This is a genomic window from Mesorhizobium sp. LEGMi-168a (assembly GCF_058312955.1).
In genome coordinates this window covers 38,798-64,797 of the sequence record NZ_JBZEGV010000033.1, presented here as the reverse complement: position 1 = coordinate 64,797, position 26,000 = coordinate 38,798, and the positions used below count along the sequence as shown (strand labels likewise).

Annotated in this window: 26 protein-coding genes and 1 riboswitch; of the genes, 12 read left to right on the top strand and 14 right to left on the bottom strand. The window is 65.0% G+C overall.

Going from position 1 to position 26,000, the window contains the following annotated elements; genetic code table 11:
- Positions 1 to 198 precede the first annotated feature (198 nt).
- From groL to AC4FWB_RS29275, 3 genes are all read right to left on the bottom strand, one after another.
- The gene (groL, locus tag AC4FWB_RS29285) at positions 199 to 1,851 is read right to left on the bottom strand and encodes a chaperonin GroEL (RefSeq protein WP_127861375.1); all 1,653 of its coding nucleotides are present in this window, start codon (positions 1,849 to 1,851) and stop codon (positions 199 to 201) included.
- A gap of 63 nt (positions 1,852 to 1,914) precedes the next feature.
- Entirely contained in the window at positions 1,915 to 2,211 is a 297-nt protein-coding gene (gene groES, locus AC4FWB_RS29280) for a co-chaperone GroES (protein ID WP_040975262.1), read from the bottom strand.
- 475 nt (positions 2,212 to 2,686) lie between these two features.
- Entirely contained in the window at positions 2,687 to 3,313 is a 627-nt protein-coding gene (locus tag AC4FWB_RS29275; RefSeq protein WP_491029712.1) for a TetR/AcrR family transcriptional regulator, read from the bottom strand.
- A gap of 134 nt (positions 3,314 to 3,447) precedes the next feature.
- On the opposite strand from AC4FWB_RS29275, the gene AC4FWB_RS29270 reads away from it, so the two are divergent.
- The 3 genes from AC4FWB_RS29270 to AC4FWB_RS29260 are packed head-to-tail and all read left to right on the top strand — an operon-like array spanning position 3,448 to position 7,080.
- Positions 3,448 to 4,632 (top strand): MFS transporter, encoded by a 1,185-nt coding sequence (locus AC4FWB_RS29270; RefSeq protein WP_491029711.1) that lies wholly within the window; start codon positions 3,448 to 3,450, stop codon positions 4,630 to 4,632.
- A 13-nt stretch (positions 4,633 to 4,645) separates the two neighbouring features.
- A complete protein-coding gene (locus tag AC4FWB_RS29265; RefSeq protein WP_491029710.1) occupies positions 4,646 to 5,947 on the top strand; it encodes a D-arabinono-1,4-lactone oxidase in 1,302 nt (433 codons plus the stop codon).
- Positions 5,944 to 7,080 carry an alanine racemase gene (locus AC4FWB_RS29260; RefSeq protein ID WP_491029709.1) on the top strand — a complete coding sequence of 379 codons (1,137 nt, stop codon included), beginning with the start codon at positions 5,944 to 5,946 and terminating at the stop codon, positions 7,078 to 7,080. The genes AC4FWB_RS29265 and AC4FWB_RS29260 overlap by 4 nt, the downstream gene beginning before the upstream one ends.
- Positions 7,081 to 7,088: 8 nt before the next feature.
- On the opposite strand, the gene AC4FWB_RS29255 is transcribed toward AC4FWB_RS29260, so the two are convergent.
- Positions 7,089 to 7,490, bottom strand: coding sequence for a helix-turn-helix domain-containing protein (locus AC4FWB_RS29255; RefSeq protein WP_491029708.1), 402 nt, complete (start codon positions 7,488 to 7,490; stop codon positions 7,089 to 7,091).
- Positions 7,490 to 7,786, bottom strand: a complete 297-nt coding sequence (locus AC4FWB_RS29250) for a type II toxin-antitoxin system HigB family toxin (protein WP_491029716.1) — start codon at positions 7,784 to 7,786, stop codon at positions 7,490 to 7,492. The genes AC4FWB_RS29255 and AC4FWB_RS29250 overlap by 1 nt, the downstream gene beginning before the upstream one ends.
- Positions 7,787 to 7,956: 170 nt before the next feature.
- Here AC4FWB_RS29250 and AC4FWB_RS29245 point away from each other — a divergent pair, with 170 nt between their 5' ends.
- Complete coding sequence (locus AC4FWB_RS29245) at positions 7,957 to 8,892, top strand: bifunctional helix-turn-helix transcriptional regulator/GNAT family N-acetyltransferase (protein WP_491029707.1); 936 nt, start codon at positions 7,957 to 7,959, stop codon at positions 8,890 to 8,892.
- Positions 8,893 to 8,932: 40 nt separating this feature from the next.
- On the opposite strand, the gene AC4FWB_RS29240 is transcribed toward AC4FWB_RS29245, so the two are convergent.
- The gene (locus AC4FWB_RS29240; RefSeq protein ID WP_491029706.1) at positions 8,933 to 9,766 is read right to left on the bottom strand and encodes an AraC family transcriptional regulator; all 834 of its coding nucleotides are present in this window, start codon (positions 9,764 to 9,766) and stop codon (positions 8,933 to 8,935) included.
- 226 nt (positions 9,767 to 9,992) lie between these two features.
- Positions 9,993 to 10,197: riboswitch (cobalamin riboswitch) on the top strand.
- 90 nt (positions 10,198 to 10,287) lie between these two features.
- Between AC4FWB_RS29240 and AC4FWB_RS29235 the strand changes: the two genes are divergently transcribed.
- The 4 genes from AC4FWB_RS29235 (at position 10,288) to AC4FWB_RS29220 (ending at position 13,798) form a co-directional block, all read left to right on the top strand.
- Positions 10,288 to 10,674, top strand: coding sequence for a DUF1636 family protein (locus AC4FWB_RS29235; protein ID WP_491029705.1), 387 nt, complete (start codon positions 10,288 to 10,290; stop codon positions 10,672 to 10,674).
- A complete protein-coding gene (locus tag AC4FWB_RS29230; protein ID WP_491029704.1) occupies positions 10,671 to 11,459 on the top strand; it encodes an ABC transporter ATP-binding protein in 789 nt (262 codons plus the stop codon). Before AC4FWB_RS29235 ends, AC4FWB_RS29230 begins: the two co-directional genes overlap by 4 nt.
- Positions 11,460 to 11,510: 51 nt before the next feature.
- Positions 11,511 to 12,458 (top strand): ABC transporter substrate-binding protein, encoded by a 948-nt coding sequence (locus AC4FWB_RS29225; RefSeq protein WP_491029703.1) that lies wholly within the window; start codon positions 11,511 to 11,513, stop codon positions 12,456 to 12,458.
- 320 nt (positions 12,459 to 12,778) lie between these two features.
- Positions 12,779 to 13,798: a FecCD family ABC transporter permease gene (locus AC4FWB_RS29220; protein WP_491029702.1), complete on the top strand. Its 1,020-nt coding sequence runs from the start codon at positions 12,779 to 12,781 to the stop codon at positions 13,796 to 13,798.
- A gap of 7 nt (positions 13,799 to 13,805) precedes the next feature.
- On the opposite strand, the gene AC4FWB_RS29215 is transcribed toward AC4FWB_RS29220, so the two are convergent.
- The 6 genes from AC4FWB_RS29215 to AC4FWB_RS29190 form a co-directional block, all read right to left on the bottom strand.
- Positions 13,806 to 14,741, bottom strand: coding sequence for a phosphatidate cytidylyltransferase (locus tag AC4FWB_RS29215; protein WP_491029701.1), 936 nt, complete (start codon positions 14,739 to 14,741; stop codon positions 13,806 to 13,808).
- Entirely contained in the window at positions 14,741 to 15,400 is a 660-nt protein-coding gene (locus AC4FWB_RS29210; protein WP_491029700.1) for a lysophospholipid acyltransferase family protein, read from the bottom strand. Before AC4FWB_RS29210 ends, AC4FWB_RS29215 begins: the two co-directional genes overlap by 1 nt.
- A complete protein-coding gene (locus AC4FWB_RS29205) occupies positions 15,397 to 15,840 on the bottom strand; it encodes a hypothetical protein (RefSeq protein ID WP_491029699.1) in 444 nt (147 codons plus the stop codon). Before AC4FWB_RS29205 ends, AC4FWB_RS29210 begins: the two co-directional genes overlap by 4 nt.
- Entirely contained in the window at positions 15,837 to 17,165 is a 1,329-nt protein-coding gene (locus tag AC4FWB_RS29200; RefSeq protein WP_491029698.1) for a phosphatase PAP2/dual specificity phosphatase family protein, read from the bottom strand. Before AC4FWB_RS29200 ends, AC4FWB_RS29205 begins: the two co-directional genes overlap by 4 nt.
- 75 nt (positions 17,166 to 17,240) lie before the next feature.
- Positions 17,241 to 19,028: a bifunctional alpha/beta hydrolase/class I SAM-dependent methyltransferase gene (locus tag AC4FWB_RS29195; protein ID WP_491029697.1), complete on the bottom strand. Its 1,788-nt coding sequence runs from the start codon at positions 19,026 to 19,028 to the stop codon at positions 17,241 to 17,243.
- A gap of 36 nt (positions 19,029 to 19,064) precedes the next feature.
- Positions 19,065 to 19,673 (bottom strand): CDP-alcohol phosphatidyltransferase family protein, encoded by a 609-nt coding sequence (locus AC4FWB_RS29190; protein ID WP_491029696.1) that lies wholly within the window; start codon positions 19,671 to 19,673, stop codon positions 19,065 to 19,067.
- A 295-nt stretch (positions 19,674 to 19,968) separates the two neighbouring features.
- Between AC4FWB_RS29190 and AC4FWB_RS29185 the strand changes: the two genes are divergently transcribed.
- The 3 genes from AC4FWB_RS29185 (at position 19,969) to AC4FWB_RS29175 (ending at position 23,495) form a co-directional block, all read left to right on the top strand.
- Positions 19,969 to 20,448, top strand: coding sequence for a MarR family winged helix-turn-helix transcriptional regulator (locus tag AC4FWB_RS29185; protein ID WP_491029715.1), 480 nt, complete (start codon positions 19,969 to 19,971; stop codon positions 20,446 to 20,448).
- Positions 20,445 to 21,626: an HlyD family secretion protein gene (locus AC4FWB_RS29180; RefSeq protein ID WP_491029695.1), complete on the top strand. Its 1,182-nt coding sequence runs from the start codon at positions 20,445 to 20,447 to the stop codon at positions 21,624 to 21,626. Before AC4FWB_RS29185 ends, AC4FWB_RS29180 begins: the two co-directional genes overlap by 4 nt.
- A 336-nt stretch (positions 21,627 to 21,962) precedes the next feature.
- Positions 21,963 to 23,495, top strand: a complete 1,533-nt coding sequence (locus AC4FWB_RS29175) for a DHA2 family efflux MFS transporter permease subunit (protein ID WP_491029694.1) — start codon at positions 21,963 to 21,965, stop codon at positions 23,493 to 23,495.
- 215 nt (positions 23,496 to 23,710) lie between these two features.
- Here AC4FWB_RS29175 and AC4FWB_RS29170 read toward each other — a convergent pair whose 3' ends face one another.
- Positions 23,711 to 24,229 (bottom strand): CAP domain-containing protein, encoded by a 519-nt coding sequence (locus AC4FWB_RS29170; protein ID WP_491029693.1) that lies wholly within the window; start codon positions 24,227 to 24,229, stop codon positions 23,711 to 23,713.
- 165 nt (positions 24,230 to 24,394) lie between these two features.
- Between AC4FWB_RS29170 and AC4FWB_RS29165 the strand changes: the two genes are divergently transcribed.
- Complete coding sequence (locus tag AC4FWB_RS29165; protein ID WP_491029692.1) at positions 24,395 to 25,219, top strand: DUF2189 domain-containing protein; 825 nt, start codon at positions 24,395 to 24,397, stop codon at positions 25,217 to 25,219.
- A 16-nt stretch (positions 25,220 to 25,235) separates the two neighbouring features.
- Here the strand turns inward: AC4FWB_RS29165 and AC4FWB_RS29160 are convergent, their stop codons facing one another.
- On the bottom strand, positions 25,236 to 25,868 hold the full coding sequence (locus AC4FWB_RS29160) for a LysE family translocator (protein WP_491029691.1): 633 nt from the start codon (positions 25,866 to 25,868) through the stop codon (positions 25,236 to 25,238).
- Positions 25,869 to 26,000: the final 132 nt, after the last annotated feature.

Sequence of the window (26,000 nt, the reverse complement as noted above, 5' to 3'; positions counted from 1 at the left end):
TAAAGCGCCGGCGCCTTCCGCAACGAGAGACAGCGTCGGCGCTTTACGCGCGGCGACCCCTTCTGCCCTGCCGGGCATCTCCCCCTCAAGGGGGGAGATTGGCTGCCGCGCAGGCTTTCGCCATCCGCAGCAGTCTGCGAGAAAAAAAAGGGCGGCATCTCTGCCGCCCTTTCCGTATCAGCGATGGGATCGGACTTCTTAGAAGTCCATGCCGCCCATGCCACCCATGCCGCCGCCGGGCATGCCGCCCGGCATACCGCCGGCGGCTTCCTTCTTCGGAGCCTCGGCGATCATGGCTTCGGTGGTGACGAGCAGGCCGGCGACCGAGGCCGCGTCCTGGAGAGCGGTGCGCACGACCTTGACCGGGTCGACGATGCCCATGGCGATCATGTCGCCATACTCGCCGGTCTGGGCGTTGAAGCCGAAGGTCGCGCCCTTGTTCTCGAGGATCTTGCCAGCGACGATCGAAGCTTCGGCACCGGCGTTGGCCGCGATCTGGCGGGCCGGAGCCTGCAGCGCGCGACGAACGATGTTGATGCCGGCGTCCTGATCGGCATTGGCGCCGGTGGCCTTGACGGCGTTCGAGGCGCGCAGCAGGGCGACGCCGCCGCCGGCGACGATGCCTTCTTCCACGGCCGCGCGGGTCGCGTTCAGAGCGTCGTCAACGCGGTCCTTCTTTTCCTTGACCTCGACCTCGGTCGCGCCGCCGACGCGGATCACCGCGACGCCGCCAGCGAGCTTGGCCAGGCGCTCCTGCAGCTTCTCCTTGTCGTAGTCCGAGGTGGTCTCCTCGATCTGCTGCTTGATCTGGGCGACGCGGCCCTGGATCTCGGCCTTCTTGCCGGCGCCGTCGACGATGGTGGTGTTCTCCTTGGAGATCGACACCTTCTTGGCGCGGCCGAGCATGTTGAGGCCGACATTCTCGAGCTTGATGCCGAGGTCTTCCGAGATGACCTGGCCACCGGTGAGGATGGCGATGTCTTCCAGCATGGCCTTGCGGCGGTCGCCGAAGCCCGGAGCCTTGACGGCGGCGATCTTCAGGCCACCGCGCAGCTTGTTGACGACCAGCGTGGCCAGAGCCTCGCCTTCGACGTCTTCCGAGATGATGAGCAGCGGCTTCGAGGTCTGAACGACGGCTTCCAGGACCGGCAGCATGGCCTGCAGGTTGGAGAGCTTCTTCTCGTGCAGCAGGATGTAGGCGTCTTCCAGATCGGCGACCATCTTGTCGGCGTTGGTGACGAAGTAGGGCGACAGGTACCCGCGGTCGAACTGCATGCCTTCGACGACTTCCAGCTCGGTGTCGGCGGTCTTGGCTTCCTCGACGGTGATGACGCCTTCGTTGCCGACCTTCTGCATCGCTTCCGCGATCATCTTGCCGACCGACTCGTCGCCATTGGCCGAGATCGTGCCGACCTGGGCGACTTCCTCGGAGGTCTTGATCTTCTTGGAGGCCTTGCCGAGCGCGGTGACGACTTCACCGACGGCGAGGTCGATGCCGCGCTTGAGGTCCATCGGGTTCATGCCGGCGGCAACCGCCTTGTTGCCTTCCTGGACGATGGCCTGGGCAAGAACGGTCGCGGTGGTCGTGCCGTCGCCGGCGATGTCGTTGGTCTTCGAAGCGACCTCGCGCACCATCTGCGCGCCCATGTTCTCGAACTTGTCCTCGAGCTCGATCTCCTTGGCGACGGTGACGCCGTCCTTGGTGATGCGCGGGGCGCCGAACGACTTGTCGATGACGACGTTGCGGCCTTTCGGACCAAGCGTCACCTTCACCGCGTCGGCGAGGATGTTGACACCGCGCAGCATGCGCTCACGGGCATCGCGGGAGAATTTTACGTCTTTTGCAGCCATGTTTTAGCTCCTGACTGGGGCTCGGGAAGAGCCTGGAAACTCAGTTGGTGAGGGTGCCGATATTCAGCCGATGATGCCCATGATGTCGGATTCCTTCATGATCAGAAGGTCCTCGCCATTGAGCTTGACTTCAGTGCCCGACCACTTGCCGAAGAGCACACGGTCGCCAGCCTTGACGTCCAGCGGAACGAGCTTGCCGCTTTCGTCGCGAGCGCCGGAGCCGACGGCGATGATCTCGCCTTCCTGCGGCTTCTCCTTCGCCGTATCCGGGATGATGATCCCGCCGGCGGTCTTGGATTCGGATTCGACCCGGCGAACGACCACGCGGTCATGAAGCGGGCGGAACTTGGACTTTGCCATGTTGTCTTCCTCGAATGAGAACGGTGAGAACTGTTCCTCCATCCGGCGAGACCGCCGGATATGAGTTAGCACTCACCCAAGGCGAGTGCTAACGTGGCGCTGAAATAGGCTGGCGGATTGCGAGAGTCAAGAAGCGCGGGGAGGGGTGATCGCGCGAAATTTTTCTGGGCGGTACACCTTGCCGGAAACTCCGGTTTGCCGATGGCCTTTCAATAGGGAAGGCGAAAGCGCCGTGTTTTTTTGGTCCCGCCACAACGCTGACGCTGGCGGGACAACACCCCCCCTCTGTCCTGCCGGACATCTCCCCCGCAAGGGGGGGATTGGCAGCTCCGCCGAAGGCGCTAGTCCTGCAGCGTTGGAGATTGGCGAAAGCCGAAGCGACAGCTGATCTCCCCCCCAAGTGGGGGAGATGTCCGGCAGGACAAAGGGGGGCGCGAAGGAACGCCACGCTTCCTTTCTTCGCAAAAGCCGAATGCTACAAAAACAACCTCAACTGCGCGTGGATGATCGACCGGTAGTCGTCGAGAGTTCGCCGGCCCTCCGCCTCATCCTGCGTCAGCGCCAACCGCACGACGCCGCCGGCGAGCTGGAAGATCAGGAAGACCACCCGCGCGAATGCTTCTCGCCGCTCCGGCTCGATCAGCGGCCCGACCTTCTCGCAGAACATCTCCGCTTGCCGCCTCGTCTCGGCGATATCGAGATGCTGCAGCGCCTTGTCGGCCTGGATGGCGTTCTGCAGATCCTGGATGGCCGGGTCCGCTGCGACACGGGCGTAATAGTCGTCGAGCAGGCGGTCGGCCGCCGCCGTCACGTCGTCCAGTCCGCGGATGCCGGCTATGATGGCGCCGAAGCGTGCGCGGCTTTCCTCGGAAAAACGCTCGTAGAGCATGGCCAGGATCGCCGATTTGCTGGGAAAGTAATGATAGACGGTGGCGATCGGGCCGCCGGCCAGCGCGCCGACTTCCTTCATCGTCACCGCGTCGATGCCTTTTTCGCCGATCAGCCGCATGGTGGTGGCGAGGATCGCGTCGATGCGCTCGCGGCTGCGCTCCTGCTTGGGCCTGCGCCGCGGTTCCGTCGCCGTTCGCCTTGCTTCCGTCATGCGCCAAATCTCACACGGCCAAATCTTACACGAAACGTCCAAATTTCCAGTTGACATGAAACATGATCAAGTATCAGTTTTGTGAAATGCTGACAATCTGTCAGTTTTTGGCGAGCTGCAACGGAGGGCGCCTCGTGACTGTCACCGATGCCGGGCATGTGGAAGAGGGCGACTGGCTGGTCGGCAACCCGACCGGGTTGCAACTGGCCTCGGCGCTCTGGATCGGTTCGGTCGGGCTGCTCATTCTCGGGCTGCAGCCGGTGCTGCTGGGGGCGCTTTACACCGAGGGCCATGTCAGCGGCGACGAGCTGGCGCTGGTCGCCACCGCCGAGATGATTGCCATAGCGATCGGTTCGGCAATCGTCGCCATGCTCTTGCCGGCGCGCAACATGCGCTGGAAGAGCGCGCTGCTCCTGATCCTGCTGGCGCTCGCCAATTTCTGGACGGCCTATGCCGGCAGCGCCAATGCGCTGATTGGCGCTCGTACTCTCGCAGGCTTGGCGGAGGGCGGACTGGTCGCCGTCGCCACCGAGCTGATCGCCCGCTCACGCCGGGCCGAGCGCATCGGCGGCTATTTCGTCACGCTGCAGACGCTGGCGCAATGCGCGCTGGCGCTGCTGCTCGCGCTCTATGCGGTGCCGACCGCCGGCTCGGCCGGGGGCTTTATCGCGCTCGGCGTCGTCTGCCTGCTTTCGCTGGTCGTCGCCTGGACAGTGCCGGACGATTATGCCGACCTGCCGAAGGAAGAGCATTTTGCCAATGTGCTCACCGCGCCCGCGATCACGGCGCTGCTTTCGATCTTTTGCTATTTCATGTTCTTCGGCGCCGTCTGGGCCTTTCTCGAGCCGATTGGCGCGCAGTTCGGCATCGACGGCCGCACCGTCGGCCTGATGGTCTCGGCAAGCCTCGCCACGCAGGTGGTGGGCGCCATGACGGCGACCGTCTTTGAAGCGCGCATCGACTATCGTTTCGCCATTACCATCATCGGTGTTGTGGCGGCGATCAGCTCCGCGCTGCTTGCCTCCGGCCCGGGGCTTTCCGTGTTCTGGGCGGTGGCGTTGGTGATGGGCTTCATCCTGCTCTTCATCGTGCCTTACCAGATCCGCCTGGCGATCACCGCCGACGAGACGCGAACGGCTGTACTTCTCGTACCGGCCGCGCAGCTCTTCGGCCTCGCCATCGGCCCGATCGCCGCTTCGCCGCTGATCGAGGGCGAAAACTTCCGCCCGGTGCCGGAATTCGCCTCGGCAAGCGCGCTCGCCAGCGTGGCGTTGCTCGGCGTTTTCGTGCTGGTCGCGCGGCGCCGCATTCCAGCCTGAGCCGGAGGTGACGATGGCAAGCTCCTGGAGCAACTGGTCGGGCTTCGTGAAGGCCGCACCCAAGCTGATCGCCACACCCGCCGATGCCGGCGAGCTGGCTGAGCTGGTGCGCTCGGCGCCCGGTCCGTTGCGCGTCGCCGGCGCCGGCCATTCCTTCACGCCGCTGGTGCAGTCGGACGGCACCATCGTCTCGCTGGAGAAGATCGAGGGGCTGGTCTCGCACGAGGCCGCAACCAGCTGGGCGCGGGTGAGGGCCGGCACGCGGCTCGGCGCGCTGATGCACATCCTGCAAGGCATCGGCCAGGGCCTGCCTAACATGGGCGACATCGACCGCCAGGCGATCGGCGGCGCGCTGGGCACCGCCACGCATGGCTCCGGCCCGACGCTCGGCGCCTATCATACGCAACTGGAAACGGTGCAGTTCGTCGACGGGCAGGGCAAGTTGCGCGAATATAACCGGGCAGGGGATCAGGACATGATCCACGCCACCGGTGTCGCGCTCGGCGCTTTCGGCGTGCTCACCGAAGTGACGATGAACAACATCCCGACCTACCGGCTGCGCCGCCGCAAATGGGTGCAGCCGATCGGCGACATGCTGCGCGATTTTCAGACGATGATGGCCGCGCATCGTTCGGCGGAGTTCTACTACATCCCGTTTTCCGGCTACGCGCAGTTCATCGCCAGCGACCTGAGCGACGCCGCGCCGACGCCGCGGCCGACCGAGGACGACGAGGGAGGGCTGGCGACGCTGCGCAAGCTGCGCACGGCGCTGCGCTGGCTGCCATGGCTGCGCCGCGCGCTGATCAAGGGCGCGGTGAAAAAGGTGCCGGCCGAGGATTATGTGCAGGACTGGCTCAACGTCTATGCCAGCGACCGCCGGACAAAGTTCAACGAGATGGAATATCACCTGCCTTTCGAGGAAGGCTCGAAGGCGCTGGCCGAGATCATCGAGCTGACGGAAAAACACTTTCCGGAAGTCTATTTCCCGATGGAGGTGCGTTCGGTGGCGCCCGACGATTTCTGGCTTTCGCCCTTCCACAAAAGGCTGACCTGCTCGATCGCCATCCACCACGATGCGGCGAACGACCCGCTGCCCTTCATGCGCGCGGCGGAACCCATCTTCTTGAAATATGGCGGCAGGCCGCATTGGGGAAAGATGCACAGCCTGAAGGCGACGGATTTCAAGAAACTCTATCCGCGCTGGGACGATGCGATGTCGGTACGGCGCGACATCGATCCGGAAAACCGTTTCGTGTCGCCCTACATGGCTGGCCTGTTTGGCATCGAGCCCGGTCCTTTTGGCATCCAACAATGAGCGCGTATTTCGCCGAGCTGTCGAAGGCGCTGAAGGCGGCGGAGATTTTTCGGCCCTGCCTGGTGCTCGACCGCGACCGGCTGGATGGCAATATCGCGCTGGTGACGCAGAGGCTGGCGCCAGGCCTTGCCGTGCGCGTGGTCGACAAGTCGCTGCCTTGCGTGCCGCTGCTTTCGCACATTGCGAAAGCGCTCGGCACCGACCGCTTCATGACCTTCCATCCGCCGGTGACCCAGGCTGTGCTCGACGCTTTTCCCCAGGGCGACCTGCTCTACGGCAAGCCGATGCCGGTCGGCGCGGCCAGGGCCGCGCTCACCCGGGGCGGCGCAGGCTGGCGGTCGCGCGTGTGCTGGCTGATCGACACGCCGGAACGCCTCGCCGAGTATGGCGTGCTTGCCGCCGCGCTCGACACCGAACTGCGCTTCGCTTTCGAGATCGATGTCGGCCTGCACCGCGGCGGTTTTTCCGGTCCCGCAGAGATCGAGGCGCTGACGATCCCCAAGGGTCTGCGCTGCGAAGGCATCATGGCCTATGAGGCGCATGCGCCGGAAATTCCCGGACTGTTCGGCGGCGCGGAAAAAGCGTTGAAGCTAGCATCGGCCAAAGCCGCGGAATTCGTCGCCGCCCTCGATCCGGATCAACGCCGCATCCTCAACATCGGCGGCTCGAAGACGGCGCTGCTGCATGGCGCAGGCATGGCCAACGAAGTGTCGATCGGCTCCGCCTTCGTGCTGCCGAGCGACTTCGATACGCCCGGCCTCGACGGCTTCCAGCCGGCGGCGTTCATCGCGACACCGATCCTGAAGACGCTCGATCCGGTGCTGCCTGGTCCGGCGGCGATTTCCAGGACGCTGCAGGCGCTCGGGCTTTTCCCGCGCAAGGGTTGCTATCTCTATGGCGGCAAATGGATGGCCGAGCCGGTGTTCCCCGAAGGCATGAAGCCGAACGGGTTGATCGGGCTGTCGTCCAACCAGCAGTTCATGGGGCTGCCGGCCGGGGCGAATGTGAAGCCCGGAGACTATGCTTTTCTGAGGCCGACGCAGAGCGAGGCGGTGCTACAGCATTTTGCCTCGATTGCCGTGTTTTCCGGCGGACGGATTGTCGAGTTCTGGCCGGCGCTGCCGATGGGGTGAGGGCGGCACTATCCGGCCGCCGCCTCTCTCTCATCCTTGGCCAAATGATACGGGTGGATCAGTATCTCTGCCGGGATATGCCATTCGCGATTGAGCTTGAATGCCATGTCCATGGTGAGCGCGCGCTTGCGGCTCAGGATTTCGGAGGCGCGCGAAGCTGAACCCAATAGTTGCACGAGCGCCGCCCGATTGAGGTTGGCCATTTCCATATGGGCGACAATTGCGTCCACGGGGTCGGGTTCCTCGATAGGGTAGTGCTTGGCTTCGTAAGCCTCGATAAGGGCAGCCAGGACATCGAAGCGGTCGGCCTCAGGGCTGCCGACGGCGGGCTCCTTCTCGAAATAGCGAGTAATCTCGGCAATCGCCCAGTCGTAGTCGGCCTCGGTTTTAATGGGTCGAATGTTTTCCATCACACCTTCTCCACGTCTATCCTGTCGTACTCGGCATGGGTGCCGACGAATTTGATCAGCAGCCGCTTGAACGTGTAGCTCACATGCACGATCAGCCGGTACTTGTTGCCGGCGATGTCAAACACCACTCGGTTGTCAGCGACGAAATCCACCGTCGTCCCGAACTGCGCTTTGATGTCAGCCGGCGTTTTCCACTCGACCTTGCTCGACGCGTTGAACCATGCGGTTAGCGGCGCTTTGGCCGATGGGTGCTTGATCCAGAATGTGACGAGCGTCTTCTTGCTGACGATTTGCATGGCCACATATAGACTTTTCCCATATCGGGAACAAGTATCAAATTACCAAACTGGGAAATCCATTGTGCGGGCACTTCACGTCGCTTGCGAGATTGTGAGGTCGCAATTCAATCGTTTTATTGACTCAGTCAACTAAATGGTTGATCCTGTCCGAGACAGGAGGAACTCCCATGACCATCCACGACCACCCCGGCAAGGAGCGTATCGATGCGGTGCGCGCCTTCAACCGCTTCTACACCCGTCAGATCGGCGTGCTCGACGAAGGCTGGCTCAAAAGCAGCTTTTCGCTGACCGAGGCGCGGGTGCTTTATGAGCTCGCGCATCGCGACGGGCTCGTCGCCAGCGACCTGGTGCGCGAGCTCGGCCTAGACCCGGGTTATGTCAGCCGGCTCCTGAAAAAATTCGAGGACCGCGGCCTGGTCGAGCGCGCCGCCAGCGAGGCCGATGCGCGGCGTTCCTCGATCGCGATCACGCCCGCGGGCAGGGACGCCTTCGCGCCGCTCAACCAGGATTCGCACGACCAGGTTCGCGCGCTGCTCGATCGTCTGGCGCCGGCCGACCAGGAACGGCTGGTCAAGGCGATGCGCACGGTGCAGGACCTGCTTGGCGACAAACCCGAGCCAAAGGTGCCCTATATCTTGCGGCAGCTGCAGGTCGGCGACATCGGCTGGATCACGCACCGCCAGGGCCTGCTCTATGCGCAGGACTATGGCTGGGACGAAACCTATGAGGCGCTGGTCGCCGAAATCCTCGGCGAGTTCGTCAAGAATTTCGTCCCGCGGTGGGAGCGCAGCTGGGTCGCCGAGCGGGAAGGCGAGGTGGTCGGCTCGGTCTTTGTCGTGCGCAAGTCGCCCAAGGTGGCGAAGCTCAGGCTCCTCTACGTCGAGCCGTCGGCGCGTGGTCTCGGCATCGGCGGGCGGCTGGTCGACGAGTGCATCGCCTTCGCGCGCGCCAAGGGCTACAAGACGCTGACGCTGTGGACCAATGACATACTGGGCTCGGCCCGCCGCATCTACCAGGCGGCCGGCTTCAAGCTGGTCGACGAGGAGCGCCACCATTCCTTCGGCAAGGATCTGGTCGGCCAGACTTGGAATTTGGAGCTTTAGCGCATTCTCTTCTCCCCTTGTGGGAGAAGGAGAGGGCGCCTTACCCCCTGATTGGCACCCAGATCTCCAGCCCGCCATTGCCGCTGCGCGCATCGAATTCGGGCCCGTAGCGCTCGAATTCCGGCGCGTCGGCGATTTCATGTCCCGACGCCGGCAGCCATTTGTTCCAGATCGTGTTGACCGTGCGGCGGATCGTCGAGATGTGCTCCAGGTGCGAGAACACGGCGTATTTCTGCGCCGGCACCCGTACACGGCAAAACTCCTTGGGCAGGTCGGAAAAATCCGCCACTTCGACGCCGGCGATATAGTCGAAATTGCCGGCATCGTCGCCATTGGTGCAGACGCCGTAGAAGACGCCCGGCACCTCGCCGGGGATATGGCCGATATAGGGGCCGAAGCGCTGCCACTGCATCGGGATGCCGGCGCTCGATTCGCAACTGTAGCGCCCGCCGAGCCCGGCGATGAGCAGCGGCCGGCTGGTCTCGAAGCGCGGCGGCTCGAGCGTGGTGAGAAACGAACTGTCCATGAGGATGGGCTCCACGAGATCGAGGTTTTTGGTCGAGCCCTCGGCGCGCACCAGTTCCGGCGTGGTGCCGAACTGGTCGCGGAAGGCTCGCGTGAAAGCCTCATGCGAGCCGTAGCCGGCATCGAGCGCGATAGCGAGAATGTCGCGCGCGCCGCCGGCGAGCTTGCGCGCCGCTTCGCTGAGCCTGCGCGCCCGCATATAGCCCATGACCGACCGCCCGGTGGCGGCGCCGAAGGCGCGCGTCACGTGGAAGCGCGACACGCCGCTGCTCGCCGCGACATCGTCGAGCGAAATCGCGTCGGGCAGATGGCTTTCGACAAACCACAGCGCTTTCTTGGTCGGGTCCATGGCTCCTCGCATTTGGCGAGGCGACACTAGCCATCGCGCCGACAGCCAGTTTGATCGAAATTGCGCACGGAGCGAAGCCGAAAGGACATTGACAAGCCGAGGCAACGCCCGCTATTCGTAATGTTATTACATACCAAACCTGAAAGAAAACATGGCGGCGGCGACTCGCAAATGTGTTTCGCGCAAGAGGTGGACAGAAGCCCGTTGCGACTCGCGCGCAGGCAACCTACGATGGCGGCGTCATGGTCCCCGAGCCGCAAGGCGAGGGGTGAAAAGGGAACACGGTGAGGCCCATTTGGGTCGAGGCCGTGGCTGCCCCCGCAACTGTGAGCGGCGAGCTCCATCCGAAACGCCACTGGCCGGCAAGGCTGGGAAGGCGGATGGCGCGGCGACCCGCGAGCCAGGAGACCTGCCATCGACATGAGTTGACCGGACGGGGTGTGCCGGGAGGAGACGCGGGCCCTGGTCCTGTCGGCCGGCTCGTCCAGCATCCTTCCGTCGCCATTTTGGAAAGTGACGGAATGTTGGACGCCTTCAGCCATCGCATCATTATCTGTTCGCTGTGCCGTGATAGCTTGACCGGGCTGAGGTCCGGCGCGGATTTGTGCGCCGACCTGCGCTCCAGACTTTCCTTGCACCCGGCACCGTCCTTTGCCATCGAGACCATCGACTGCATGGCGGGCTGCGCGCGGCCGCTGACCGTGGCCTTCAAGGCGGAAGGCAAAGCCACCTATCTCTTCGGTTCCATCGACAGGGGCACCGACGCCGGCGCGCTGGTCGAATTTGCCAGGCTCTATGCCTCGCTGCCCGACGGCTGGTGCAATTCCGGCCAGCGCCCGGCAAGGCTCGCCGGCAAGATACTGGCGCGCATCCCCACCGCAGGCAAGGTCAGGGAGCAGGTCCGGTGAGCGCCCCCCTGCTTGAAGCCCGCGATCTGCACGCTACGGCAAACGGCCGGGCGCTGGTCGAGGATGTCAGCCTGTCGCTGTCCGCCGGCGAGCGGCTGGCCATCATCGGCCCCAACGGCGCCGGCAAGACCACGCTGCTGCGCATGCTGTGCGGGTCGTTGACGCCGAGTCGCGGCGAGGTTCGCCTCGCCGGACGCCGGCTGGGCAGGATCAGCGCCGCCGAGCGGGCGCTCGGCATCGCCGTCGTCGGCCAGACGGATCAGCCGGATCCGCGGCTGGCGCTCATCGACTATGTCGAGCTTGGCCGCGTCCCGCACGCCGGCCTCAGGCGCCGGCACGACGATCGCGACATCGTCGTCGAAGCGCTGCGCCGAACCGGGCTCTTGCCGCTGCTCGCGCGCACCATCGGCTCACTGTCCGGCGGCGAGCGCCAGCGCGCGCAGCTCGCCCGTGCCATCGCGCAGGAGCCGAAAATCCTGTTCCTCGACGAGCCGACCAACCATCTCGATCCGCGCGCTCGCGGCGAACTGCTCGACCTGGTCGCCGGCTTCGGCATGACCGTCGTCGCGGTGCTGCACGATCTCGCGCTGGTGGCGCCCTTCGCCACCAGGGTCGCGGTGATGAGCAACGCCCGGCTGCACGCGCTGGCGCCGCCGCGCGAGGCGCTGGCGCAGCCACTCATCCGCGCGGTGTTCGGCATCGACGTGTTGCGTCTGCCTCATCCGACCGAGGACCGCGAGCTCACCGTCTTCGAGCTTCCAAGCCGCGCGTCCTCGCCATCCTGAACCTGCCAACCCGGACAACGCAAGCAAACCCCAAATCAGGAGCACCGTCCCGTGAAACGCCTCGCTTTGTCGCTGGCCTTTTCGCTTGTCGCCTCGGCCGCCTTCGCCTTCCCGGTCACCGTCGACAGCTGTGGTAAGCCGCTGACCTTCGACGCGCCGCCGAAACGCGCCGTCATCCAGGACCTCAACATGGCCGAGATGGCTTTCGCGCTGAAGCTGCAGCCGTCGATAGTCGGGCTCACCGGCATCACCGGCTGGTACAAGGTCGGCCCCGAATTCAAGGCCGAGCAGGGCTCGATCCCGGAGCTCGCGCCAAAATATCCGACGCTTGAAAATCTGGTCGCAGTGCAGCCGGATTTCTTTTTCGCCGGCTGGTATTACGGCATGAAGCCGGGTGGCGAGGTCACGCCCGACACGCTTGCCCCGCACGGCATCAAGACGCTGGTGCTGACCGAGAGCTGCGTCCATCTCGACAAGAACCGGCCCGCCGCCTCGATGGACCTGCTCTATGGCGACGTCGAGAAGCTGGGCAATATCTTCGGCAAGGCGGCCGAGGCCGACAAGCTCATCGCCGGCTGGAAGGCCGAGCTCGCCAGCATTACGGCGAAGGTGGGCGACCACATGGGCACGCGCGTGTTCCTCTACGATTCCGGCGAGGACAAGCCCTTCACCGCCGGCAAGTTCGCCATCCCCAACGCCATGATCGCCGCCGCGGGCGGGGAAAACATCATGGCCGACATGGAGACGAGCTGGGGCAACACCGACTGGGAGACGGTCGCGTCGCGCAACCCGCAGTTCCTCATCCTGCTCGATTACCAGGATGGCGGCGGCTACAAGAAACTCCTCGATTTCCTCAAGGCGCATCCGGCGATGAAGGAGACCGATGCGGTCAAGAACGAGCGCTTCGTGGCGTTGCGTTACGCCGAGCTGACGCCCGGACCCGCCAACATCGAGGCGATCGGCAAGATCGCCAGAGCCATGCATCCGGAAGCGTTCTAGTTCCGGAGCATGGATGAGCCGGGAGTGGTTCCATTGACGGATCGCCTGCCTTGGAGATCGGCTGAAACGCTCGCGACTTCGTCATCCACGGGCGGAGCAAGGAGCGAAGCGACGCGGCGCAGACCCGAGGATCCATGCCGTGACGCTGAGGCGCCGCAGCGGTGCAGAATTCTGCGCCGTCGCACTCCGCGCGCGAGGTCACGGCATGGATTCCAGGGTCTTCGCGACGGAGCTTCGCTCCTGCTTCGCCCTGGAATGACGAAGTCACGGAGGTCTCGGCCAAACTCGAACGTCGGCGAGGCGATGACAGGCCCGACGACATGAATTTGCATCATAGTCCCTTCGCCTTCGCAATGTCCCTGGGCGCTGCGCTGCTCGTCGCGCTCGCGTTGCTTTCGATCGCCTATGGCTCGACGCTGATACCCCTGCGCGAGGTCGTCGGCGCGCTGGCGTATGCGGGCGGGTTGGGCGGTGAGGCCGTGCCTGGACCCGTCGGCAGCATCGTCGTCGACCTCAGGCTGCCGCGCACGCTGCTGGCGATCGCGGTCGGCGCCGGCCTCGGCGTCGTCGGCGCAGTGTTGCAGACCGTCACCCGCAACGATCTTGCCGATCCGTTCCTGTTCGGCCTCTCCTCGGGCGCCGCCGCCGGCGCCGTTTCGGTCATCACCGTCTTCGGCGACAGCTTTGGCATCTGGACCTTGCCGGTGGCGGCTTTCACCGGCGGCATATTGGCGGCGGCAATCGTGCTCCTGCTCGTCTCGCGGGTGCGGGGGCAGGGGCCAGAGCGGCTGATCCTTGCCGGCCTCGCAGTCTCCTTCATGTTCACCGCGCTGACCAACTATCTCGTCTTCGCAGGCGATCAGCGCGCCGCCCACTCGGTGCTGTTCTGGACCATGGGCGGGCTCGGCCTCGCCCGTTGGGACAATATCGGCCTGGCGGCGCTGGGCGCCGCCATCATCCTCGCCTACGGCCTGTGGAACCACCGCCGTTTCGATGCCTTCCTCGCCGGCGAAAGTGCCGCCGAAAGCCTCGGCGTGCCGGTGGCGAAGATGCGCCGCACGACATTTCTCATCGCCGCTCTGGCCACCGCAATCCTCGTTGCGGTCGCCGGCGTCATCGGCTTCGTCGGCCTGATGATCCCGCATCTCGGCCGGCCGCTGGCCGGTCCGCTGCACCGGCCCCTGATAGCGATCTGCGCGCTATTCGGCGCGATCCTGCTCTTGGCCAGCGATCTGCTTGCCCGCACGCTGCTGCCGCCGCAGGAACTGCCGATCGGCATCATCACCAGCTCGCTCGGCGCCTTCTTCGTCGTCACGCTCTTGATGCGTAAGCAGATCTGACTGGTCCTCAAACCGTCCAGAAATAGCGCACGATGTGGAAGAAGATCGGCGCGGCGAAGACCAGGCTGTCGGTGCGGTCGAGCATGCCGCCATGGCCCTCGATCAGATGGCCCCAGTCCTTGACGCCCTGGTCGCGCTTGATCGCGGACGCGACGAGCCCGCCGAGAAAACCCATCGTGCAGGCAACGAGGGCCACGGCCGAGGCCTGCAGCGGCGAAAACGGCGTGATGAAGGACAAGAGCGCGCCGAGCAGGCTCGACGCGACCAGCCCGCCGATCAGGCCTTCCCAGGTCTTCGACGGCGAGACGGTCGGCGAAAAGCGGTGTTTTCCGAACAGCTTGCCGAAGATGTACTGCAGCACGTCGCTGCCCTGCACGACGATGATCAGGAAGGCGATGAGCAACAGGTTGCGGCCTTCGAAGCCCGGCACGTTGAGCGTCAGCAGGGCAGGGACGTGGCTGACGCAATAGACCGAGATCATGATCGCCCATTGCTGCGCCGCGATGCGCTCCAGGAAGCGTTCGGTATCGCCATGCAGCGCCGTGATCGCCGGCATCAGCAGGAAGCAGTAGACCGGGATGAAGATGACGAAGAGGCCGTACCAGGCCGTCCACACCAGCCAGTACTGGAACGGAATGACGATGCCGAACATGCCGAGCAGCACCCAATGGTCGCTGCGGCGACTGTGCGTCAGCGTCACGAACTCGCGCAGCGCCGCGAAAGAGATCAGCGCGAACAGGATGGTCATGCCGTAGCGGCCGAAGAAGAAGGCAACCGTCATCAGCGCCACCATCACCCACCAGGCGTTGATGCGCTGCGTGAGGTTGACCAGCGTCGCGCTGAGCGGCTTCGGCGCACGCGCCGAAAGAGTGGCGGCGGTGATGCTGGCGGTGCTCAGCATCACGAACAGGCCGATGATGAGAATGCTGATTTCGTGGCGCATCAATCGTCTCGGTCGGGGCGCGGATTGAGCGCCTTAAGCGCCGTGCGGGCGCGTTCGAGGAAGGCGCGGCGTTCCTCGCCGGGCGCCACCGCCACCGGCGCGCCGAAGACGACACGGCAGAGCAGCGGCACCGGCAGGAACTGGCCCTTGGGCAGCACGCGCGACATGTTCTCGATCCAGCAGGGGATGAGCTCCACATCCGGCCGCGCCATCGACAGATTGTAGAGCCCGGAGCGGAAGGGCAGCAGCTCGTCGCTCATGTTGCGCGTGCCTTCCGGGAAGATGATCAGCGAATGGCCCTGGTCGAGCACCGATCGCATGACGGTGATCGGGTTCTCTTCCTCGCTCGTCCATTGCCGGCTGATCAGCACGGAGGACAGCATGTCCTCGGCGATGAAGCGGCGCAGCCGCGACTTTCCCCAATATTCGGCCGCGGCGATCGCGTGCGTGATGGCGCGCTCCTTCTCGCTGAGGCAGGCCGACAACAGGATGAAATCGCCATGGCTGGTGTGGTTGGCGAAATAGATGCGCTGTCGGTCCGACGGCTGGCTGCCGCTCCAGATTGGGCGAACGCCGGTCACGGCCCAGGCCAGCGCCGACAGGCCGACGGAGGTCGCCGTCTGCAGCAAGGTGAAGGTCCGGAGCGCAAGCTTGCTCATTTCGGCATCCAGAATCCGGCGGTCAGGAATGCGACGACGAAGATCGCGAGGGCGATGCGCTGGCGGGCAAGCAGGCGGCGCGTTCCGGCGATACGCTCGTCGAGCGGGCGCGGGGAGGAGGGAGCAGGCTTCAGCCGCATGCGCGAAAGCACGTCGTCGACCGCGGCGCCGCCCGAAGCCTCGTCGTCATGGCTCGCCATCAGCCGGAACAGAAGCGCGTCGAAGAGGAGAAGTGCTGAAAGCCCAAGCACCGCAACGGCGCTCGCCGCCGCGACCAGCAGCGCTAAAACTGCGAGCGGTGACTGGAATGCGCCGCGCGCCGAAGCGACCAGCGGCGCGATGCTGTCGCCGGCGATCACGACCGCGGCTGGCCATGTCGCCTGCTTGATGAGCATGGCGGCGAAGGCTGCTGTCCGCTGCTGATAGGCGGCGTCCGTCATGCCGGCTCGTCCTGGAAAAGCACCGGCCGACCGGATGCGGCGAGCATCTTTTGCGCCTGCGCCGGCGTGTGCGAGCGGCCGCTGGCGACCAGCCATGCGGCGATGACGGTGGCGCTGCGCTGAAAGCCGAGCGCGCAGCAGACCAGCACCGTGCCTTGCCGGCGCGCCGGCTCGATCGCCGCCACCGCCTGGTCGAGCATGTCCGCCGGCGGCGGCAACAGGTCGAGCATGGGAAAGCTGATCCAGCGGCCGGTGCTGGCGCGCGGCCGTTCCAACTCGGCGGCAAGATCGATCACCGTGTCGAAGCCATGGGCCTCGGCGGCAGCGGGGAAGCGGCCGAGGAAGACGCCGTCGGCTATCGCCACCACCGGCGGCAGCTTGCGCGTCCAGGCAAGCAGATTGATCGTCGCGCCAAGCCGATGGGGCCAGAGCAGGATGCGGCTTGCCAGCGACACGCGACCGTCCTGCGTCTTCTGGAACACCTTGGCACCGGCCCCGGCATAGCCGAAGGCGACGATTGTGAGCCCCAGCGCCGGCCACAAAAGCACAAGCGCGGTTGCGGAAAAGAGGACGCCGATGGCGGCGCCGCCAAGCGCCGCGATGGCGCCCAGCCCATAGCACAGCGCAAGGCGCCTCGCCATCGTGCTGGCGCTCAGGCGAAAACCGGCGAAGGGCAGCTCGCCCTTGCTCGGAAACAGCCACAGCGCGAAGAACCCAAGCAGCGCGCCGGTCGGGATGTCGATGAAGTGGTGCTGCCAGGTCGTCAGCACCGAGGCGCCGATCAGAAAACACCAGCCGTGCCAGAGCGGCAGGACAGCGCCGCCGAGGCGCTGGCGCCAGTGGTCCCAGATGATCACCAGAAGCGCGATGTGCAGCGACGGCGCCTGGTTGAACGGCTTGTCGAAGCCGCCGAGCACGGCAAACAGGAAGCCCGGCAGGCCGCTTGTGGCCGGCCGCACGAAGGTCGCGGTCAGCGGAAACAGGACGAAGCAGGTCACGGCGACGATCTGCGCGGTGAGATAGCGGCCGGCCAGCCGGTCGACGCCCTGCCGGCTATCATTGAGCAGCAGCGACAGGCCGTAGAACAGGTTGATCGACCAGTAGGGCAGGATCGTCCAGGCCAGGAACGGGACGTGGTGCTCCCAGGAGAACACGATGCTGCCGACATAATCGCGCGTCGACGCCAGCCAGTTGGCGAAGCCGTAGGTCGAATAGAAGAAGGGCGCGAGGAAAGCGAGCCACAGCGCCGACCGGACCACGACACGGCCATAGGGCTCGGCGGATGTGGAGGCTGAAAGTGGCGAGGGCTCGGCACTGGTTGGCATGCGTCGACGGTCCTAGAGCATGATGCCGAAAAATGTGAAGCGGTTTTCGGACGACATCATGCTCTGTCTCTTGGTTTAAAGCCGCCTTGCGAGCGAGACGGTGAAGATGCCCCATTGGTCGATGCGCTGGTCGAGCTTCTCGAAGCCGGCCGCCTCGACCAGCTGGTCCATCTCGCTCTGCGTACGCCTCCGCATCACCCAGGCCTGGCCGCCGCGATGCGAGGTCAGGCTGCGCGCGATCATCTCGAGCTGCGGGTGCCAGGGCTGGTTGGTGTAGAGGAGCAGGCTGCCGGGCTGCATGGCGCGCGCAAGGCCGCCGAGCGAACGGGCAATCAGCGCATTATCGGCGAAGAGCTCGTAGAGGCCGGAGACGATGGCGAGGTCCGGCGCCGGATCGAGCCTGCCCAGCCCGTCGCCGTCGAAGGCATCGGCGCGCTGGAACGAGACGCTCGCCGGCAATTGGCGTTCGGCGATCAGCTTGCGGCCGAGCTCGACATTGAGGTCGGAATAGTCCCGCAGCCGCACGCTCGCCGGCTGCTCCGGGCTCTTGGCGATGGCGTCGAGCACGTAGCGACCGTGGCCGGCGGCAATGTCGAGGATATGGCCGGGCCGTCCGCCGGCCTTGAGCATCGCCAGCGCCGAGCCGATCAGTTCCTCCAGATTGAGCTTACGCTGGCGGATGCCACGCCAGCCGATGGCGTCGAGGAAGGTCCGGTCGACCATGCGGCCGATCGGCCCGAGGCCGCGCGCCTCGTCCTCATAGACATAGTCCAGCGTCGAGCCGGAATCGAAGCCTGTAGTAACGCCGACCTTCATGCCGCGAGAGAACCAGCTGCCGATGCGGATGAAGGCGCGGCTCGATGCCCAGTAGAGGCCCTTGGGCGAGAGCAGATCGAGCGGCGAGGCAAGCCTGTCTGCCTCGTCGCGCGTGTAGCCGGCAATATCCGCCTGCTTCAGGTCGACAGCTTCGTCCGGCGAAGCGAACTGCCCTTCGAGGAACGGCCGGATCAGGTCGAGCGCCTTGGCGCGGTCGCGCTCGCCCAGCGTATCGTGAAAGAAGCCCGGCAGCACGTGGCGCTCCTTCACGCGGCTGCCGAGGTTGACGAAGAACTCGTGCTGCGGCGCGTGGCGCACCACCCAGTCGCTGCCGGACAGAAGAAGCTGCGTCGGCACGGTGATGGCGCGGGCATCGGCAACGATGCGCGCCGCATGCTGGTAGAGCTCTACGAGGATGTTCGAGGCGATCGGCCTTGTGATCAGCGGATCGTTCTCGAAGGAGGCGATGCGCACCGGGTCATGGGTCAGCAGGTTCGCCTTGACGTAGGAATTGACGAAGAAGCGGCCCTTGAGCTTCTGCCACAGCGCGATGCCTTCCTTGGCGAAGGGCACGTAGAGCTTGACCGAGAAGGCGGGCGAGGCAAGCACCATGGCGCGCAATTTCGGCGCATAGTCGTGCACCCATGCGGCGGCAAGCACCGCGCCGAACGACTGCGCGATCAAAGCGATGTCTTGCGCGGCAAAACCGTCTTTGGCGGCGATCTCGCGCGTGAAGCAGTCCATGTCGCGCACCAGCACCGAGAAGGAGGGAGCATAGCCGCGCTCGCCTTCGGAGCGGCCATTGCCGCGCGCGTCCCAGGCATAGAAGGCATGGTCGGGCATGCTGAGTTCGTCGACGAGGTGCGCCATGCGGCCGCCATGCTCGTGCCCGCGATGGAAGAGCACGACCGCGCCTTTGGCTTTCGCCGAGACGGCCGGCCAGAAGCGATAGAATATCTGCATGCCGTCGTGGCTGCGGAACGTGCGTTCTTCCGCTTGCCGCGCAAGGCCTTGCGCCGGCGCGGTGGCGACCTGTTCGTGAAGCATGGTGTTTCCCCCGGGCGGCATGGCGAGCCTCGATGCTTAGCCGGCGCTGCCAATAAGGCCGGCGCGTATCCGGTTTATGGCGGTCAGCAGCGAAAGCGTAGCCATGACTGGAAACACAAACGGCGCGATCGATGCCGGCCAGAGCCCTGCGGCGCACAGCACCGCGACCACGCCGAGCGCCAGCGCCCTGTCGCTCTTGCCGAAAGGCCCGGCATAGTTTCGCCCGATCCCGGCGGCGATGCCGAGCACGCCGGCGAATTCGGAGAGCACCGCGGCAATGGCAAAGGCGACGACGCCCCAGGCGCCGAATTGCGCAAAGGCGGCAAATGGCAGGATCAGCGCCAGGTCGGAGACGACGTCGCAGACTTCGTTCAGATACATGCCGAGCGTCGATGCCTGGCCATGCTCCCGCGCCAGCATGCCGTCCATGGCGTTAAGCGCCATGCGAACGAAAAGCACGATGGGAATGAGAAGAAGAACTATGCGCCAGCCTGGCAGAAGCGCGATTGCCGTTCCCGCCGCGATGGACAGGACAGCTGCAAGCATCGTTAAGCTATTGGCTGTCACGCTCATTGCCGCCAGCCTCTTGACCAGCGGCCTCAGCCTGTCCTGGAAAACCGGCTTGAGCGCATAGAGCGTCGGCATTGCGTTGATCCCCCGATCCACGCTTCTACCTGTATCACGAAGAGGCCGAACGGCACCAGCATGCGGATAAAACACAGTGAATTTTCAGACGGTTGACGCCCGGTTGTGAACGCGCCGCCTCAAGCTGCCCCAGTAGCTGGCTTGATCAGGTGCCGCATCGGCTTGCGCTCGACGCGCCGGCCGCTTCCAGCGACCGAAAACCATGAGCCCGTCGCATGGCTGCCATGCGATTTGCCGGCTTCTGGAACAACGCATTTCGCTTGAATAGTAAGCACGCTTATTATATATGTCGCTCATGGTTTCAGACGGCATCGACAGACTGGGATTTTTGATCCACGACGTGCAGCGCCTGATGCGCAAGCGCTTCGAGGCGCGCGCCAGTGGGCTAGGCCTGTCCTCGGCGCAATGGCGCTTGATGGTGCGCGTCGCCAAGGAAGCAGGCATCACCCAGGCGCGGCTCGCCGACATGCTGGAAATCGAGCCGATCAGCGTCTCGCGCCTGGTCGACAGGATGGAAGAGGGCGGCTGGATCGAGCGCCGCACCGACGCGACCGACCGGCGTGTGCGCCTGATATTTCCGACCGCCAAGGCAAGCGCTGCCTATGCCGACGTCAAGAGTCTTGCCGGCGAGGTCTATGAGGAATCGCTGACCGGCGTATCGCCGGAAGACCGCCGCGTCCTGATCCGGGTGCTCGACACGATCGTGCAGAATTTGACAGATGGCGAAGCGTCGTCGCTGGAAAAGATCAAGAATACGGAAGGCACAGCGGCATGAACGCGCAGGCCAAGAAAATAGACGACAACGTCACCGAGCTTGAAATGGAAGCGCCGGCGCAGCCGGCGGCAACTCCGGTCGCTGTGGCGCCTGTGCCCCAGCCGGCACCCGCGCCGAAGAAGAAGCGCCGTACCGGCCGCTTCCTTTTGATGGTCGCCCTGCCGCTGGCTCTGCTCGCCGGTGGCGCTTATGTCTGGGTGACGGGCGGGCGCTATCAGGAGACCGAGAACGCCAATTTGCAGCAGGCGAGGATTTCGATCGCCTCGGATACGGCCGGCCGCATCGTCCAGGTCGGCATTGCGGACAATCAGATGGTCAAGGCGGGGGATCTTCTCTTCGTCATCGACCCCGAGCCTTACAGAATTGCGCTGGCCCAGGCCGACGCGGCCGTGGCCGCCGCGCGCCTCAATGTCGAGCAGCTGCGCGCCGCCTACAGCCAGGCGATGGCGCAGGAAAGGTCGGCCGGCAGCGAGGTCGACTACGCGCAATCGCAATATGACCGCGCCGCCGATCTCGCCCAGAAGGGCATCAACGCCAAGTCGTCGCTGGATCAGGCCCGCAACGACCTCGACAAGGCCAAGCAGCAGCTGGCGGTGGCAGAGCAGGGCATCGTCAGCGCCAAGGCGGCGCTTGGCGGCAACCCGGACATCGAGACCGACAAGCACCCGACGGTGATGTCGGCGCTCGCCGCGCGCGACAAGGCGGCTTACGACCTCGCGCAGACCACGGTGAAGGCGCCGGCCGACGGCATTGTCTACCAGGCCTCGTCCTTCAAGGTCGGCCAGTATGTCGCCGTCGGCACGCCGCTGTTCGCGCTGGTCGAGACCCGCGACACCTGGATCGACGCCAATTTCAAGGAGACCCAGCTCACCAACATGAAGCCGGGCCAGAAGGCCGAGATCGTTGTCGACACCTACCCGGGCAAGACCTTCGAGGCGACCGTCAAGGCGATCGGTGCCGGCACCGGGGCCGAGTTCTCGCTGCTGCCCGCGCAGAACGCCACCGGCAACTGGGTCAAGGTCACCCAGCGCATCCCCGTGCGGCTGGAACTGACCGACCCTGACGCCAAGATGGCGCTGCGCACCGGCATGAGCGCGACGGTCACCGTCGACACCGGCGTGGCGCGCGGCCTGCCGTCGATCTTCGGCCACGCCACGGCCGGCGAGCACGCGCAGTAGTCAAAACAATTCCAGGAAAGCGTGAAGCGGCTTCCCGTTCGGAATTGCGAAGAAAAACAGAGTTGGAGCAGGGGATTGGTCTGATGGGAGGAGTGGGAAGGCTGAGCGTTTGAGGGCGGTCGCGTCGCGGCTCGATCCAGGCTGAAGCTTTCGACACGGACCCGTCGGTCCTCAGGTTTCCGGGCGGCAGGCATACCGCTCGAACAGAGACTTTCGGTCGATGTAACCCCCACATCGATAGTCGCGTCCCACCGCGATGAGGGTCTCTCAGCGGAAGGTCCCGTCGCCCGGAAACCCTGTGTACATGTTTTTGTTACCTGCTGGAAGTTCAGCACCATGAGCATGCCCGAACCCTTCAAGGAAGTGCCGCACCGCGGCCTGATCACGGTCGCGCTCATGCTGGCGACGATCATGCAGGCGCTCGACACCACGATCGCCAATGTCGCGCTGCCGACCATGACCGGCGACCTCGGCGCTTCGCCAGACAACATCAACTGGGTGCTGACCTCCTACATCGTGGCCGCCGCGATCATGACGCCGGTTACCGGCTGGCTTGCCGATCGCCTCGGCCGCAAGGAACTGTTCCTCGCGTCCGTCGTCGGCTTCACCATCTTCTCCATGCTCTGCGGCTTGGCCTGGAGCCTCGAGACCATGGTGCTCTTTCGGCTCTTGCAAGGCGTGTTCGGCGCGGCGATCGTGCCGCTGTCGCAGACCTTCCTGCTCGACATCAATCCCAGGGAACGCCACGGCCAGGCCATGGCCATCTGGGGCGCCGGCATCATGCTGGGGCCGATCCTGGGCCCGACGCTCGGCGGCTGGCTGACCGAGAATTTCAACTGGCGCTGGGTGTTCTTCATCAACCTGCCGGTCGGCATCCTCGCCTTCCTCGGCATGGCCGCCTATCTGCCGAGCATCGCAAAGCGCACGCGCAGCTTCGATTTCTTCGGCTTCGCCATGCTCTCGCTCGGCGTCGGCGCGCTGCAGCTTCTGCTCGACCGCGGCGGCGAGGTCGACTGGTTCTCCTCGACCGAGATCTGGATCGAGCTCGGCCTGTCGATCACCGGTTTCTGGGTGTTCATCATCCATACGGTGACGTCCGAACATCCCTTCATCGATCCAAAGATCTTCCTCGACCGCAATTTCGTGACCGGGCTCGGCTTCATCTTCGTCATGGGCGTGCTCATCCTGGCCTCGATGTCGCTGCTGCCGCCGATGCTCGCCAACATCTTCGGCTACCCGACCGTCACCATCGGTGTCGTGTTGGGGCCGCGCGGCATCGGCACGATGATCTCGATGCTGTTCGTCGGCCGCATCATGCACCGGATCGATGCCAGGATCCTGGTCGCCATCGGCTTTCTGCTCACCGCGCAGTCGCTCTACACAATGGCGAGCTTCACGCCGCAGATGGACAATTGGCTGATCATCTCGTCCGGCGTCATCCAGGGCCTCGGCATGGGCATGGTGTTCGTGCCGCTGTCGGCGGTGGCCTTCGCCACGCTCGACGCGCGCTACCGCACCGACGCCACTTCGCTGTTCAGCCTGGTGCGCAATCTGGGCTCGTCGATCGGCGTGTCGGTGGTTGCGGCGCTGATGGTGCGCAACACGCAGGTGAACCACACCGAGCTTTCCGCCTTCATCAACCCGTACAATCCCAATCTGTGGGCGGCATCGCCGGCGGCCGCGGGCGGCGATCCGGCCGCGCTTTCACAGGTCGACAGGCTGGTGAACGTCCAGTCGATGATGATCTCCTACATCAACGACTTCAAAATCCTGATGGTGATGACGCTGGTTGCCGTTCCATTCGTGGTCCTGCTGCGCAAGCCGAAGGCCGCGCCGGCCGGTGGCGCGCCGGCGGCGCACATGGACTGACGTTCATTGCCTGCTTCTGCGACGCTGGAGATTGGCGAAGGCGGACGAGTGCGGAATCTCCCCCCTTGAGGGGGAGATGGCCGGCAGGCCAGAGGGGGTCGGTCCGACAGGGCTCGGCTTGCTTGTGCACATAGAGGTTGGCGTTCTATGCGCGGCGACCCCCTCTGTCGCCTTCGGCGACATCTCCCCCTCGAGGGGGGAGATTTGGCGCGGCGTTACCTGCCGAGCACCAGCGCCCAGTAACGCAGGCTGGGGTCGCGGCCGTCGCGCACATAGGCGAGGCCGAAGCGGCTGAAATCCGGATCGAGCATGTTGCGGCGATGGCCGTCCGAATGCATCCAGATGTCGAACAGTTTTTGCTGGTCGAAGCGGCCCTCGGCGATGTTCTCGCCGGCGGCGCCGCGCACCCCGTTGCCCTTCATGCGCGAGGCGAAATCCTTGCCCCAGCCGGTGGTGTGGCTCATGCGGGCGCGCGAGGCCATGTAGCCGGCCTGCTGAAGCGCCGCCTGTTCGAGCTGCGCATCCGGCACCAGCGCCGGCAGTCCGGCTGATGTCCGGATTGTGCTCAAAGTGGTGGTGGCGGAGGACGAAACGCCAGCGCCTTCGCCGGTGGGCAGCGAGACGGTGCTGCAAGCGGCGATACCGCCAAGGGCTGCAAGGCCGGCGGCCTTGAGCAATGCGCGACGGTTGAGATCGGGAAGGGATGTGAGGGCTTCGGAAGTCGAGATGGTCATCCGGCCTCTGATACCGGCGATCATGGCTTTTGCCGGGCAGGCGATGAAAATCGCACGAAGCGGCGACATTCTTCGGAAGATCAGTTATCATCCTCGCGTTCTAGAAGTGGCAGCCAAGGCGGCCATCCTGGCGGTGACCGCCCCCGACACAAACGGAGGAAGGTTATGGCCGGCTTTCATGTCATGGCGGACGCACGAGGGATGCATGTGCAGCCCACGGTGCGCCACATCACCACGTCGGATCTGTGGGATGCGTTGCGGCTCGGCGCCGAGGATTTCTGGGCCAAGCCTTCGCACTATGTGTTCCTGTGCCTGATCTATCCGATCGCCGGCCTGATCCTGACGCGGTGGAGCTCCGGATCCAATGCCATCCAGCTCGTCTATCCGCTGATGTCGGGCTTCGCGCTGATCGGCCCCTTCGCGGCCATCGGCCTCTACGAGATCAGCCGCCGGCGCGAGCTCGGCATGAGCAGCCGCTGGCACCACGCGCTCGACGTGCGCCATTCGCCGGCGCTGCCCTCGATCGCGGTGATCGGCGGCCTGCTCTTCGCGCTCTTCCTTTTGTGGCTGTTCACCGCGCAGACGATCTACACCAGCCTGTTCGGCGCCGAGCCGCCGGCTTCGGTCGGCGCCTTCCTGCGCGACGTGCTGACGACCGGCAGGGGCTGGACACTGATCCTGCTCGGCAATGCGGCAGGCTTCGTCTTCGCTGTCGTGGTGCTTGCCACCACCGTGATTGCCTTCCCGCTGCTGCTCGACCGCGACGTCGGCGCCGTCTCGGCGATCGAGACCTCGGCGCGCGCCGTGATGGCGAACCCGCTACAGATGGCGCTCTGGGGCCTGACGGTCGCGGTGCTTCTGGTGATCGGGTCGATCCCGCTGTTTGCCGGTCTCGCCGTCGTCGTGCCGGTCCTCGGCCATGCGACCTGGCATCTCTATCGCAAGGTGATCGAGCCGGAGCAGATCCGGCCGGTTCGCCGGCCGATGTAGTAGGGGGCCTCGCCGGCTACCTTTGGGCCTCGGTCGCCATCTTCAGGGCGAGCGCGGTCAGCACGGTGCCCATCATCCAGCGCTGGACGACCAGCCAGAACGGCCGTCCGGCGAGGAAGGTGGCGATCGAGCCGGCGGTCACCGCGATGATGGCGTTGACGGTGAGGCTGATCGAGATCTGCGTCACGCCCAGCACCAGAAGCTGCGACAGCACATGACCCTTGGCTGGATTGATGAACTGCGGCAGCAGCGAGAGATAGAGCACAGCCACTTTCGGGTTGAGCAGGTTGGTCATCAGCCCCATGACGAACAGCTTGCGCGGCCTGTCTTTCGGCAGCTCGCGGACCTGGAAGGGCGAGCGCCCGCCGGGCCTCAACGCCTGCCAGGCGAGCCACAGCAGGTAGAGCGCGCCGCCAATGCGCAGCGCGTCATAGGCGTAAGGCACGGCGAAGATCAGCGCCGTGATGCCGAACGCGGCCGACAGCACATAGAACAGGAAGCCCAGCGCCACGCCACCGAGCGAGATCAGCCCGGCCCTCGGCCCTTGCGACAGCGAGCGCGAGATCAGGTAGATCATGTTCGGTCCGGGCGTCAGCACCATGCCGAGGCAGATCAGCGCGAAGGTCAGATGATTGGCGGCGTCGGGCATCGGGGTCTCCGCGAAAGCGCCTGAGATGTGCGCTGCTTCGCGAAAACGCACAAGTGCTTGGCGGCGCTGGCCGTTGCGCCAGATGTTGTCGATCTACGGGAAAAGTAATTTCAGGCAGCGTTCCTTCGCGCC